The 13,157-nt window shown below is 35.4% G+C and carries 12 protein-coding genes; 8 read left to right on the forward strand and 4 right to left on the reverse strand.

Annotation, left to right across the window (positions count from 1 at the left end; genetic code table 11):
• Window positions 1–63 precede the first annotated feature (63 nt).
• The 3 genes from F0365_RS06350 (at window position 64) to F0365_RS06355 (ending at window position 5,170) form a co-directional block, all read left to right on the forward strand.
• Window positions 64–3,144, forward strand: a complete 3,081-nt coding sequence (locus F0365_RS06350) for a DUF2723 domain-containing protein (RefSeq protein WP_169932931.1) — start codon at window positions 64–66, stop codon at window positions 3,142–3,144.
• Between the two features lie 747 nt (window positions 3,145–3,891).
• Window positions 3,892–4,110: a helix-turn-helix domain-containing protein gene (locus F0365_RS16440; RefSeq protein ID WP_206071308.1), complete on the forward strand. Its 219-nt coding sequence runs from the start codon at window positions 3,892–3,894 to the stop codon at window positions 4,108–4,110.
• Between the two features lie 151 nt (window positions 4,111–4,261).
• On the forward strand, window positions 4,262–5,170 hold the full coding sequence (locus F0365_RS06355) for an IS3 family transposase (RefSeq protein WP_206071331.1): 909 nt from the start codon (window positions 4,262–4,264) through the stop codon (window positions 5,168–5,170).
• 71 nt (window positions 5,171–5,241) lie between these two features.
• Here the strand turns inward: F0365_RS06355 and F0365_RS06360 are convergent, their stop codons facing one another.
• From F0365_RS06360 to F0365_RS06370, 3 genes are read right to left on the reverse strand one after another with little or no spacing between them, the layout of a single operon-like run.
• The gene (locus tag F0365_RS06360; protein WP_169932932.1) at window positions 5,242–5,826 is read right to left on the reverse strand and encodes a hypothetical protein; all 585 of its coding nucleotides are present in this window, start codon (window positions 5,824–5,826) and stop codon (window positions 5,242–5,244) included.
• A 9-nt stretch (window positions 5,827–5,835) separates the two neighbouring features.
• Entirely contained in the window at window positions 5,836–6,807 is a 972-nt protein-coding gene (locus F0365_RS06365; protein WP_169932933.1) for a hypothetical protein, read from the reverse strand.
• 47 nt (window positions 6,808–6,854) lie between these two features.
• The gene (locus F0365_RS06370; protein WP_169932934.1) at window positions 6,855–7,475 is read right to left on the reverse strand and encodes a hypothetical protein; all 621 of its coding nucleotides are present in this window, start codon (window positions 7,473–7,475) and stop codon (window positions 6,855–6,857) included.
• A gap of 167 nt (window positions 7,476–7,642) precedes the next feature.
• On the opposite strand from F0365_RS06370, the gene F0365_RS06375 reads away from it, so the two are divergent.
• Window positions 7,643–8,158 (forward strand): hypothetical protein, encoded by a 516-nt coding sequence (locus tag F0365_RS06375; protein ID WP_169932935.1) that lies wholly within the window; start codon window positions 7,643–7,645, stop codon window positions 8,156–8,158.
• Window positions 8,159–8,213: 55 nt separating this feature from the next.
• Here the strand turns inward: F0365_RS06375 and F0365_RS06380 are convergent, their stop codons facing one another.
• Window positions 8,214–8,573 carry a toxin-antitoxin system YwqK family antitoxin gene (locus F0365_RS06380; protein WP_206071309.1) on the reverse strand — a complete coding sequence of 120 codons (360 nt, stop codon included), beginning with the start codon at window positions 8,571–8,573 and terminating at the stop codon, window positions 8,214–8,216.
• 231 nt (window positions 8,574–8,804) lie between these two features.
• On the opposite strand from F0365_RS06380, the gene aspS reads away from it, so the two are divergent.
• The 4 genes from aspS (at window position 8,805) to hemH (ending at window position 12,941) form a co-directional block, all read left to right on the forward strand.
• Complete coding sequence (gene aspS, locus F0365_RS06385; RefSeq protein WP_169932936.1) at window positions 8,805–10,553, forward strand: aspartate--tRNA ligase; 1,749 nt, start codon at window positions 8,805–8,807, stop codon at window positions 10,551–10,553.
• A gap of 160 nt (window positions 10,554–10,713) precedes the next feature.
• Window positions 10,714–10,980, forward strand: a complete 267-nt coding sequence (locus F0365_RS06390) for a hypothetical protein (protein ID WP_206071310.1) — start codon at window positions 10,714–10,716, stop codon at window positions 10,978–10,980.
• 183 nt (window positions 10,981–11,163) lie between these two features.
• Window positions 11,164–11,805, forward strand: a complete 642-nt coding sequence (locus F0365_RS06395) for a hypothetical protein (protein ID WP_169932938.1) — start codon at window positions 11,164–11,166, stop codon at window positions 11,803–11,805.
• 104 nt (window positions 11,806–11,909) lie between these two features.
• Window positions 11,910–12,941 carry a ferrochelatase gene (gene hemH, locus F0365_RS06400; protein WP_169932939.1) on the forward strand — a complete coding sequence of 344 codons (1,032 nt, stop codon included), beginning with the start codon at window positions 11,910–11,912 and terminating at the stop codon, window positions 12,939–12,941.
• Window positions 12,942–13,157 lie beyond the last annotated feature (216 nt).

Below are 13,157 nucleotides of genomic sequence, written 5' to 3' on the forward strand. Positions count from 1 at the left end.
TTTACTTTCTAAAGAATTAACCTGCTGATTTTAACTCATAAATAAACTTCTTATTCTCGGATATTGCTAAATAAGTTAATTGATTATTTGCCTGTAAAGCATAAGTTTAAAAACCCCTCATTTATTATAGGGGTTCTTTTGTTTATTACAGTTTTTATGGTGTACGCCTTTACTTGCACGACTTATGTAGGTTTTTGGGACGGTGCAGAGTTTGCAACCAGTAATGCGACGTTCCAGCCCACACATGCGGCAGGAGCTCCATTGTACACAATTGTTGCAAGTGCAGTGATGCTGTTTTTTAATAATGATCAGGCAGCTCTAGTAAGTGCTTTAATATCTGCTATTTTTGGAGCAGGAAGCTGTGTGATACTTTACGCTACGATTATACAAATAGTTAGTCAAGTACTTACCAAATTTAAAGCTCACAAATCACATAAATTCTTACCCATTGTAGGAGGACTTTTAGGAGGTCTTACACTTGCATTCTCAGACACTTTTTGGACGGCATCTACTGAGGTTGAGGTGTACACACTTTCTTTCTTTTTAATACTAGCGATCATTTACACATCGCTTATTTGGTACACATCTACCTCATGGATAACACGTTCTAAATTAGTCTTGCTCTATTTCTTTCTACTGGGCTGTGCAGTAGGAGTTCACGTTATTACTATCGCTATTGTGATTCCGACGGCAGTACTGGTGGTTAAATCCTGCTTTCGCGAAAGCATAAAAAATTACATCATCGCCCTAATGGTTGGATTAGCAGTATTTATCACGCTTTATTTTGTTATTCTCCAAGGTGGATTTGCCCTTATGAGTTATTTAGATATCTATCTAGTAAACACCATGGAATTACCTGTGAATAGTGGCGTATGGTTGGTTATTTTTCTTTTCTTAATCGCAGTGGCTGGCTTTTTATATTACAGCTACAAAAGGAGTAAGATGTACTTAAATCATATAGTTCTCGGTTTATTTTTCTTTGTTTTAGGTGCTAGTTCTTACTTAACAGTAATGGCGAGATCTAATGCGGCTTTTATGGTCGCTGCTAGTGCTGATAATCCGTTGCGATGGCATGACTATTTTAAGGCAACACAATTTGGAATTGATAAAATACCATTAGTAAATGGACCTGTTTATAACGCTCAATTAGATCGTGTGCAACCCTTTCAGAACAGTGAGCCCACTTATGCACTAGACCCACAAACCTCTAATTATGTAATAACTGATGATGGGTTTAATGGCGAGATAAATTATGCAGATGAATTTATGGGTGTTTTTCCAAGACTTTTTAATGCTGCAGATTCTACCAGATATAAATCATGGACTTACATACAAGGAGATCCTATTTCTTATCCTGTCTTAGGCGTTAATAAAACAATATTCAAACCTAAATTTAGTGAGAACCTTAGTTTTTTTGTGAATTATCAGGTTTACTGGCTTAATCTCAGGTATGTACTATGGAATTTTGTGGGTCGGCAAAATACAAATCATGGATTGGGAGATGTGCGTCATGGAAACTGGCAGAGTGGCTTTAGTTTTATAGATAAGCATGTTACCGGTGACGTTAACGTTTCTGACGATTTGGGACAATATCATTTATATGGATTGCCTTTACTATTAGGAATCATAGGATTGATCTTTTTAAGCCGTCATCGCAGTTATTTAATTTACACCATATTTTTATTCTTAGTATTCGGGCTGGGAATTACTATTTATTTAAATCCGATTCCTGGCAGCATTCTAATAAGAGAGCGTGATTATATACTTATAGGTAGTTTTATAATTTATGCGTTGTGGATAGGCTGTTCTGTAATTGGTGTTGCTTATTTACTACGCTTTAAGTTATCTCAAATAACCGTATATTTATTAACTGTAGTACTTTTCATAGCCGCGCCTTTACAAATGCTCTTTAAAGGATTTGAGCATCATGACAGGACTAATGATAGTTTTGCCTTAAATTTTGCAAAATCCAGCCTTGATTCTTGTCCACAAAATGCCATTTTAATTACTAATGGCGATAACATGACTTTTCCACTCTATTATTTACAGCAAGTTATGGATTACCGCAGTGACGTGCGTGTTATTAATTATGATGTTCTTAATGTAGATACTCACATTGATAAATTGAAGAAAAAATTTCTAACATCTAATGCGCTTAAAATTTCTATATCGCATTCTACTTATACGGATGGCAAGGAAAAGCTTTATCCCTTAAAAGTAGATACCGATCAGCCTGTCGACGTTACTGTTTTGTCTAAATTTATTCAAAATAAAGAGAGTCGCTTATTGTGGAACGATAGACGTCGCAATTATGTTCCGGGAACTACTTTTAGAATAAATATAGATACTAGTAGACTAGCTAAGCAATACGCATCTCATAAATTCCATGCAGCTTATAAAAGTGAAATTATCTGGTCATACCCTAAAGGCTTTTATGGACTTAATGACTTAATACTGTTAGACATTATTCAAAACAATATAAATGATCGCTCTATTTGTTTTTTGAATAATGGAAGAACTAATCACACCCTTAATCTTAATAGCCATTTAATTCATAGGGGCATGGTTAATGAATTAGTGCCTTTATACAGAGTCGATAAAAATGCCAACCCAAAGGTTGTGGACATCGCAAATACCAAACGCGTTGTTCATGAGTCCATGGCTGCTATAGACTTTGAAAATGAAAACATTGCATCACAAAGTATTAATGTGGAATATGCAACTTCTATTTTAAGACAGCAGTATTATTTTCTAGCACAGGCACAACTGGAAGAGGGCAATCCAGAGCAGGCTATAGAGACGATTGATTTATGTTTGAAACGCATGCCTAATGATAAGGTTGAATACCGTCAATTTGCTTTCACTATGGGTAAACTGTACGTAAGATCAGGAAATGTAGAAAAAGGAATAGAAATTTGTACAAAATCGATGCTGAATGTGGCTCGAGATATAGAACAGATCACGTCCTTTGATCCACCGTTGCCTATTTTAAATGCAAAATTAGCTTTTGAGCAACGTAACATGTTCAATGAAATGTTCCGCCAGTTCCCTGCAAGTAATGATGATAAACCTTTTACGATAAGTTTTATGAAAAAATCGCAAGAGGATTTTGAACTGTGGCTTTCAAGAAACTACCCATATTAATACCACTGGACTAGGTGTTTTTTGCTAGATTTAAAAAAGGTAGTACTGATTAAAATACAATTTCGCTTTCGCGAAAGCGGAACTCTAAGATAATCCACACCTATAAATATTGACTTTGATTATTCAAGGCAATCACATTCAGATGTATGAAAAACATTAATTTATGCGCCATGAAATAGTTGATTTGGTATGAACTTAATTCTTAGGGTTCTGGGATAATTACAGGAACTCCATGGAAGATTCTTTAACTTATAGATGGAGCAACTACTTAGAGCAATCTAATAGAAAAGGATTGCTTGATTTTATGGTAAACATATTAACTATTGTTACTTGATAAAACTAAATCATAAAGGAACCACAGAAACGCTAAAGATTATAAAATCACAACAGAACTCTACTTTTTTAAAAGAGACTGTTTTGAGCCTTTAAAGCAGCTTCTTTGTTATCAACTAGCACCACTTTTTCTAGTTACCATAAAACAAAAAGAACCTGATGGTTTTAATAAAGTTGATGGTTACAACTTTAAAGCGTTAGAGGAGAAAAGAAGTAAGAAAATAATAAAAATGATAAAGGGAATGAAATTATGATGTGTATTCTGATATAATTTAATTCATGTAAAAACATCATAAGTAAAAAAAATCCCTTTCTAAATTTTAGAAAGGGATTTTTAAAATTATAGTCTCACGTCCTAAAATAGCGATACACTAAAACCTTAGTGTAATGAAAGCCTCAGAAAAAGCGGGTTAAGTGAAGCGTACCCAAAAAGATTACTCCGTTTCTTTTAAACTCCAAGTGGTTCAAGAAATGGAACTTGGTGAATTAAGTAGAACTGAAGCTTGTCTTAAATATGGAATACAAGCAAAATCTACTATTAGAGAATGGCTCAGAAAATATGGTAACTTTGATTGGGAAAATCAATTACCAATTACTATGGTAAAGACTCCAGAACAAAAATACTTGAGTTAGAGGCTAAGGTCAAGCTTCTTGAGAAACAAAAGGCGAGAGCAGAGCATCTGGCAGAGCGAGCCGATAAAAAAGTCATCACCTTCGATATGTTGGTTGATATGGCTGAGAAGGAATATGATATTCAGATAAGAAAAAACTACACGCCCGAGTTATCCAAGACTATAAAGAAGAACACAAAGAAACGTTAGTTTCTACCTGTGATTTACTCGGGCTGAACAGACAAGTCTACTATAGAGCACTGAAATCAAAAGCCGATAAACAGTCCATTACACAACAAGTCATAACCTTGGTGCGTGGAGTTCGTAATATCATGCCCAAGCTGGGTACAAGAAAATTATATCATATGCTCAAAATGGAATTATCAATGTTGAAGGTGGGAAGGGACAAGCTCTTTAGAATACTTAAAGCCAATCATCTGCTTATAAAACCTAAAAGAAGCTATCATGTAACCACTGATTCACACCATAGATTTAGAAAACATAAGAATATAGTTAGTAACCTTGATATAAACAGACCAGAACAAATATGGGTAAGCGATATTACCTATGTAGGAACAAGAACAAATCCATCCTATCTAGCACTGATTACAGATGCGTATTCTAAAAAAGTAATGGGTTACAATGTTTGTGAAAGTCTAGCTGTTGACGGCTCGTTACAAGCTTTGGAAATGGCCTTGAATAATAGGGATAGCGAAGAAGAACCCTTAATCCATCATTCAGATAGAGGATTACAATACTGCTCAAATGACTACCAGGCCTTGCTAGGAAACAACAACATAAAAGCTAGTATGACAGAAAAGTATGACCCTTATGAAAATGCTATTGCAGAAAGGATTAATGGTATACTAAAGCAAGAGTTCCACATTGCCCGAAATATTAAAAATCTTGATTTAAAGAAAAAACCAATCAAAAATGCAATCGGAATCTATAATAATTTAAGACCACATTTATCTAACCACATGCTAACATCAAGAGAAATGCACAAGCAAAATAAACTGAAAAGAAAACAGTACAAATCAAAAAGCTTAACGATGCTAGCATCGTTAAGCTTTAAATCATAAATTTAATCCTTATAATAATCTGTATCGTTTATTTAGGACTAGACAGCATCCTAATAATTTAAAGTACCGCTTCAGTCATTTGAATCTTCTATTTTTTTATAAACTGCAACAAGTTCTACCTGCTTCCATTCATCTTCCAAGAGATCAAAAAAACGCTGAGACATTTCCACAGTTACTGTATTATTATCATTAAGGACAAATGAGTTAACATCTGGCAGATTTATTTCATGGTCGGGACTAGAATCTGGATAAAATATATTTAACACTTCATTTTCCTTAATTTCTAACAGTTTAACACGATCATCACCTTTGAATCTTACGTTTATATGGGGACTTAAAGGGTGATAATCATCTCTAGGCATTCCCATATTATTAGCAACTAAAACCTCTATATCATCATAATTGTGATGGTGAGCGTTTCTAATAACCATTGGTAAAGAAGTGTTTAATAAACGGTTATTAAAATATAGCCAATCTAATTCTGCTTTAAAATCAGTGCTTTCAATACCATCATAATCCAGATCCATTGCTACGTTAGAAGTGAATGAATGAAGATCATAATCCCCCAAATTTGGGTGATCTACTATGGTTTCATTATCACTAGAACAACTTGCAGTTAAGAATATAAGACAAAATAATCTAATTATAGTTTTCATAAATAACGTTTAAAATTCTACTTGAACAGGTCGTATTTCAACTTGTAATTGAGAAGTGGAATATAATCTAGGATATAATTTACCATCACATAGGTTAAGATTGAGCATTCTATCATAAAAAGCAACGTCAAATTCTCCTATACGATCACTTCCTTCTGTAAACTTGTAAGATCTAGAATTAGTTATTGATTCTTCAAGACTTGCGCCGTATTTTAATCCCACTTTAACCACGTCATCAAGTGATGCGTTATATTCAAAATTTTGATTGTATTTTCTGCTAGCGGTAGTTACATCTGTAACCTCAACCGTATTATCAATTTCACTAAATTTATACGTCCAGTTATTTGAGTAATTTTGCAAATCCCAAGGGTTTATACGTACATTTTGAGAACCTAATTCATTTGACATTAAATCCATTCCTTTAAACCCAGTTATTATAGGTCTCCAGTAAGTACGTTGCCATGTTATAGGCCATGCTCCTCTTTGTCGTACAACAGTTTCTTGCCCATATTCAAATAACTGTTCAGGTCTAGCGCTAAACAACCTTGGAGTAGAAACTAAGTTTCTAGTTTTGGAATTATCAGTTACTATAACTTCCATTTCAAAAAAGCCATCTGTCCACGGTGTTCTATTTCTTTGATCATGATCCCAATTGTGATTTGCATTTACTGGGTCATTATCACCTGTTGCAGCAGTTTGATCTGACATAGTACTAAAAAGGCTGGGAGCATGACCAGCTAGTTGAAAATAGGTTACTGCTTCAGCAAATCTTCCACCAACAAAAGCCCCTTCTGTTTGAGAAGGAGTAAGTTGATAATAAATATTATCTCTATGCCAAGGATTACTTACAACTGCATCAAAAACATTGTAAGCGTTAGTTAAATATGGAGCGACAGTTGCGTTACGACCAGGAATAAAATCTTCTGGGTTGCAGGGATTAGAAGATACTGGCGGTGTAGAACCACCACCAGAATAAGTCACACAGGGATCAAAGTTATTATCGATATATGAAAAGCTTGGATTAGCAGCTATAAGTGAATTTGTATGACAAGGGTTAGAGATTTTTGAGAATTAATACTATTTCCATTGTTTAGTTGGATCCTTTCATTATCCTTTACTACAATTACAGGATATGCAGGGATTAAATCTGATTCTAGGACATATTCGTGATCATGGGTATTGTCAATCATAGGTACATCATTTGAAGTAGATAAGCGTACCGCTACTACTGGGTTTTGAGTAACATCTGCTGTATTCCAGTTTTGTGCAGAAAATGAATTTTCTGGCAATGCAGGAACAAAAATGGTTAATAATGGAAGTTGTTGCTCGATTTCAATGAGTTCACTTTCACTATCAAAATACTGTAGTAATACATTTCTAAAGCTTGATGGGTCAGCAGAAGATTTTAGATCACTACCCTTAATACTTTTATCCTTTACGACTGGATAAAAAACATCATAATCATTGTTGATCATTTCTAAGGCTTCCCTTTTTAAAAAGGATCGCATTTCTTGATTTTCAGAAACTGCCACTGCGAGTTTCCTTGCAAATTTTAATTTTAAAAGTTCCTTATCTGTCATTTTAGACTCCAGCTCTTCAAAACTAGAAACTTCTGTTAGAGAATTGTTTGCATCTGTTTCCTCTATCAAAGGATCACTACATCCCTCGATGAAAAATAAAGATGTGATTACCGCAATTCCTAGAAAAACCTTTCTAAATTTGCTTGCTTGCTTGTTTCTTTGAGTAATATCATAATTATAATTTAATTTATTAACACTTTAAAACTATGAGGACCATTAAATCAATTTCTACGTTTATGATAATTTTAACATTTTTAATATCATGCGAGTCAGACGACGATACTCAAACAACACCGATCATTTCTACAGGAAATTTTAAAATCGATAACGATCAGTTTCAATTAAGTCAAGGATTTGTAACTCCTACAGAAGCTGATAGTCCTGGTTTTTATCGAAAAGACATTTTATTGTCAAGCGGTGAATATTCTTGGAGTCAGAATCGATTTATAGGAGCGGCAGACGGTACTTTTATAACTGTATATTCAGATAATTCTTCTTTTGAAATTGAAGGAGTTTATTCTATAACTGACAATCAAGTAGCTACAGGTCAAGCAGAAATATTTTTTGCTATCAACTACGACATTCAGAATGATACGGTAGATAATGAAGAAGATATTGAATCTGGAACATTAACCATAACCAAAAACCCAAATGGAACTTATGTTTTTAACATTGACAATGGTATTGTAGATATAGTTGGTAATGATTTTACTCTTGATTATGATGGACTATTAACAACAATAAGTCAATAAAAAATCCCTTTCTAAAATTTAGAAAGGGATTTTCAAGATTATAAGGAATCGTGAACTACGGTCTGTTTGTTGCCACTGGTTCTTTGCTGATCCAAGTGTTAACTGCTACAATAGCATTTTCACTATAATCTACTTCAGTAAGTTGGTCGTTAGTCCAGAAAAACCATTTACCTGCTTTTCTATTGTTTTTATACTCTGCCTTAGCAGTTTTTTGACCATCAGCATTATAACTGATCCACTCACCGTGTCTTTTGTTATTTAAAAATGTACCTGTTTGTGCTACTGTACCATTGTCATGGAAATACGTTGCTTTCACCACTCCATCTTCCATCTTTTCAAAAGTAGGCTTTACCTCTTGTGCCATTGCAAATGTTCCTACTGCTAATGCGCATATTAAAAGAAATTTTTTCATCATTCTGTGCTTTTGTATGTTTCAAAGTTAACTTTAAAAACACATTCACACAACATTTAGGTAACATTAATTTTACATTAAACCATTAAACAGTTGAAAAACAACAATATACAATAAATAAAAACAGGGTATTTAGTCTGTTTAGGGTCTAATCTTACTCAAATCTTTGTCTTTTTCTTAGATGTTTATGAGTTAATTCCCTTTATTTTTGCAAGCTTATTAGAGGTATTAATTATGTATAGATCACACGATTGTGGCAGCCTACGTGCTAGCGATATAAATAAAGAAGTAACACTTGCCGGTTGGGTTCAAAAGAGCCGCGATAAAGGTTCTATTGTTTGGGTAGACTTGAGAGACCGTTACGGCATATCTCAGTTATTATTTGACGAAGAGCGCACCGAAAAGGCGCTTATTGAAAAAGCCCAAAAGCTTGGTCGGGAGTTTGTGATCCAAGTAAAGGGAACCGTGATCGAGCGGGTATCTAAAAATAAAAACATTCCAACTGGAGAAATAGAAATCCTTGTAAAAGAATTAGAAATCCTCAGTGTGTCTAAAACGCCTCCGTTCACTATTGAGGATAAGACAGATGGTGGAGAAGAGTTGCGTATGAAATACCGTTACCTGGACATACGTCGTAATCCAGTGCGGGAGAATTTGATTTTCCGTTCTAAAGTAGCCATGGAAGTTCGTAATTTCTTGGCAGGTAAAGATTTTATCGAAGTAGAAACTCCTGTATTGATCAAGTCTACCCCAGAAGGTGCTCGTGACTTTGTAGTACCATCGCGCATGAATGAAGGCCAGTTTTATGCCTTACCACAATCACCACAGACTTTTAAGCAATTGCTTATGGTAGGCGGAATGGATAAATACTTTCAGATTGTAAAATGTTTTAGAGATGAAGATTTACGTGCAGACCGTCAACCGGAGTTTACACAAATAGACTGTGAGATGTCTTTTGTGGAACAAGAAGATGTATTAAATATCTTTGAAGAAATGACGCGTCATTTATTGAAGAAAGTGAAGAACATAGATCTTGCCGATTTTCCAAGAATGACCTACAACGAGGCAATGGAAAAATACGGTAATGACAAACCTGACATTCGTTTTGGGATGGAGTTTGCTGATATTTCCGCTTTCGCGAAAGCGGGAGAATTCAAAATCTTTAACGAGGCAGAGCTTGTAGTCGCACTAGCAATACCTGGAGGCGAGAGCATGACGCGTAAAGAAATTGATAAATTAATCGATTGGGTAAGGCGTCCACAAGTAGGGGCAACGGGAATGGTATATGCAAAATGCAACCTGGACGGCAGCTACAAATCCAGCGTAGATAAATTTTACTCACAAGAGGACCTGGTAAAATGGGCAGAAGCCACTGGAGCAGAACCTGGAGATTTGATCTGTGTGATGTCTGGACCTGCGCACAAAACGCGTGCACAACTAAGTGCGTTGCGTATGGAAATGGCAGAGCGACTGGGATTGCGTAATGCAAACGAATTTGCTCCTTTATGGGTAGTAGATTTCCCGCTTTTAGAATGGGATGAAGACACAGCGCGCTACCACGCAATGCACCATCCATTTACTTCTCCTAAACCAGAAGATATTGATAAGCTGGCTACAGATCCAGGAAACGTGCGTGCAAATGCTTATGACTTGGTGATGAACGGGAATGAAATAGGAGGTGGATCGGTTAGAATATTTGATAAGGATTTACAAGCTTTAATGTTTGACCATTTAGGATTTACCCCAGAAGAAGCGAGAGCACAATTTGGTTTCTTGATGGATGCCTTTGAATATGGAGCGCCACCACACGCGGGACTCGCTTTTGGTTTTGATAGACTGGTTGCTATTTTAGGCGGTCAAGAAACGATTAGAGATTTTATCGCTTTCCCTAAAAACAATAGCGGCCGCGATGTCATGATCGATGCACCAAGTGCTATTGATAAGGAGCAGTTGAAGGAATTGAATTTGAAGGTTACGGTGTAGTTAGTTAAGACTTATGACTTCAGAGATATCAGGTTTTGAATATTGAATATCGGTCTTTGAGAGCACTTTGATAAGCTCAGTGTGACACCTCAGACCTCAGTCTTTTCCAAATAAGCGAGTATTGAGGCTCTCGAAACGCGGATTTAATGAATGTAAACATATGAATTTTTTAAAATTTCTTGGAATGTTACTCCTATTTGCTATGGTAGCAATAGGGGCAGGGTTTTATACTATAGACCAAGGTGATACTGCTTATGGTCATAAACTCATCGGTCTTTCTACTTTGTTTATCTTCTTTGTAATCATGCCCTTATTTATATGGACACGTTATAAAGATAAAGATCTGAGTAAATTCAATTTCAACCAGAAAAAGAAAGATGATGAAGATGAGGACTGGGATGTAGACGATAAAAGCAGGTGGAATTAGAAATGAAAAATAATTGGTTTGGTTGTTATGTTAGTAATTCGATAGTAACGAATCAAGCATGAGTAAGCAACGGACGATATCTTACTTAGGGAAAGAGAAGGTGCGTTAAAGTGTATTTCTGAAAACCAATTTCCTATTCGTATTGCTAAAAAATGTAAGTTTAAAAATGAAAACTATTTCTAAATGACTTTTGATAAAGAATTTAAAGAGGCATTGAGTCGTATACCTTCTAAAGAAAAGGACAAGTTAGTCTTAAGGCTTTTAAAGAAGGATTTAGTTTTAGCAAATAGACTGTATTTTGAGCTGGTGGATAATAGAACTGTTGATGATAGGAGGGAGCATATAGAGGGTTATTTGAGACAGCGCATTCATGCAAACACTTCCTATGTCTTTAAATCAGGTTATATAATGATGGACCTGAGGGAGCTAAGTGGAGCTATTACGGAACATGTTAGAATAACTAAAGATACATATGGCGAGCTAAGCTTAACTTTAATGGTTCTAGTGGAAACTCTAGAGAACAGGAATCAAGAGATTGCTAAAGAAACTCGAGGTAGATCTGGTAAGTTGTGCGTTTACATAATTGCAAAAGCATTTAAGATATTGATTGTAATCAACAAAATGCATGAAGATATAAGAATGGAGTTTGAGGATGACTTGATCAAATTAGGCCAACTATTCTCAGTAAATAAAAACATAATGAATGCTGCGATCTATAATGGTTTTGATGTAAACTGGTTGTTACAAGCTACTATTCCAGAAGATATTGAAGCTATTCATAAAGCGATAAGAGCAAAAGGTTATTTGAAAGGCGGGTCTTATTAATCGTTAGATATCAATAATATCAATCTTCACATCAAACATTTAAAAGTCTAATCTGGTAATTACTTCACCGTAATGCCGACTTTTGTAGAAGTAGAAAATGAGATATGAAAAAAGGAGTGTTAATGGTCAATCTGGGGTCGCCAGATAGTCCTAGTCCAAAAGATGTAAAGAAATACCTGGGTGAATTTTTAATGGACGAGCGTGTAATTGATCTTCCTTATGTATTAAGAGCCATTCTTGTAAAAGGAATTGTTTTGAATACAAGACCTAAGAAAAGTGCCGAGGCTTATGGTAAAATTTGGTGGGAAGAAGGAAGTCCGCTAATTGTACTTTCTGAACGATTGCAAGAGAAAATCGATTCTTTTACCAGTGTACCTATTGCTCTTGCGATGCGTTATGGCGCTATGCCTATTGAAGATGGATTAAAGGAGTTACACGACCAAGGTGTTGATGAAGTATTGTTGATTCCTTTGTATCCGCAATATGCAATGGCCACTACAGAAACTATTCAAGTACTTGCAGAAGAATTGCGTCAGGAGAAATTCCCTCACATGTCTTTTACAAACATGCCACCTTTTTATAATCATCCAGATTATATACGAGTACTATCTGAATCTATAAGGGAATCTCTAGAAGGTAAAGACTACGAGCATTTATTATTTTCATATCACGGTATTCCTAAAAGGCATATTAGAAAAAGCGATATAACTAAATCACATTGCAAGATGGATGGAAAGTGTTGCTCTACTCCATCACCTGCACATGAGTTTTGCTACAGCCATCAATGTAAAGAGGTGACCCGATTAGTGGGAGAATACCTAGGAATGGAAGAAGGGACCTTTTCCACCAGTTTCCAGTCCCGTTTGGGTTTTGATCCATGGTTAACACCTTATACCGACCGCACCATTGAAAAAATGGGCTTAGGCGGTACCAAGAAAATGGCTATTGCGACACCAGCTTTTGTAAGTGACTGTCTCGAGACATTAGAAGAAATCGCTATGGAAGGAGAAGAAATCTTTCACGAAGTAGGAGGTAAAGACTTTCACGTGATTCCATGTTTGAACGACCGTGAGGATTGGGTAAAAGTACTTTCTCGCTGGATAGATGAATGGGCTATGAGTGAAGTAACGGCTTAGTTTTACTTAATTATAATATCAAAAGGCCTTCTTTAAGAAGGCCTTTTTTATCATTTACAGGTATTCTATTCACCAATATACATGTAAATTGGTGGTCGTATTCACCAAAAAGCACATATTTGATGCCCGTAAAATCAAATAGTAAATGGTATGAATATTCAAAAAGGCTACGATAATTCAAAGAGATCTTGTTAAACGAGTAGAGAAGCGCCTTAA

The sequence above is a fragment of the Nonlabens sp. Ci31 genome, assembly GCF_012974865.1.
Lineage (GTDB): Bacteria > Bacteroidota > Bacteroidia > Flavobacteriales > Flavobacteriaceae > Nonlabens.

What these genes read in the sequence shown, in the direction of transcription:
- F0365_RS06390 (WP_206071310.1), top strand. Translation starts at nt 10,714, where the DNA reads ATGAATTTTTTAAAATTTCTTGGAATGTTACTCCTATTTGCTATGGTA.
- F0365_RS06360 (WP_169932932.1), bottom strand. Translation starts at nt 5,826, where the DNA reads ATGAAAACTATAATTAGATTATTTTGTCTTATATTCTTAACTGCAAGT.
- hemH (WP_169932939.1), top strand. Translation starts at nt 11,910, where the DNA reads ATGAAAAAAGGAGTGTTAATGGTCAATCTGGGGTCGCCAGATAGTCCT.
- aspS (WP_169932936.1), top strand. Translation starts at nt 8,805, where the DNA reads ATGTATAGATCACACGATTGTGGCAGCCTACGTGCTAGCGATATAAAT.
- F0365_RS06380 (WP_206071309.1), bottom strand. Translation starts at nt 8,573, where the DNA reads ATGATGAAAAAATTTCTTTTAATATGCGCATTAGCAGTAGGAACATTT.
- F0365_RS06395 (WP_169932938.1), top strand. Translation starts at nt 11,164, where the DNA reads ATGACTTTTGATAAAGAATTTAAAGAGGCATTGAGTCGTATACCTTCT.
- F0365_RS06375 (WP_169932935.1), top strand. Translation starts at nt 7,643, where the DNA reads ATGATAATTTTAACATTTTTAATATCATGCGAGTCAGACGACGATACT.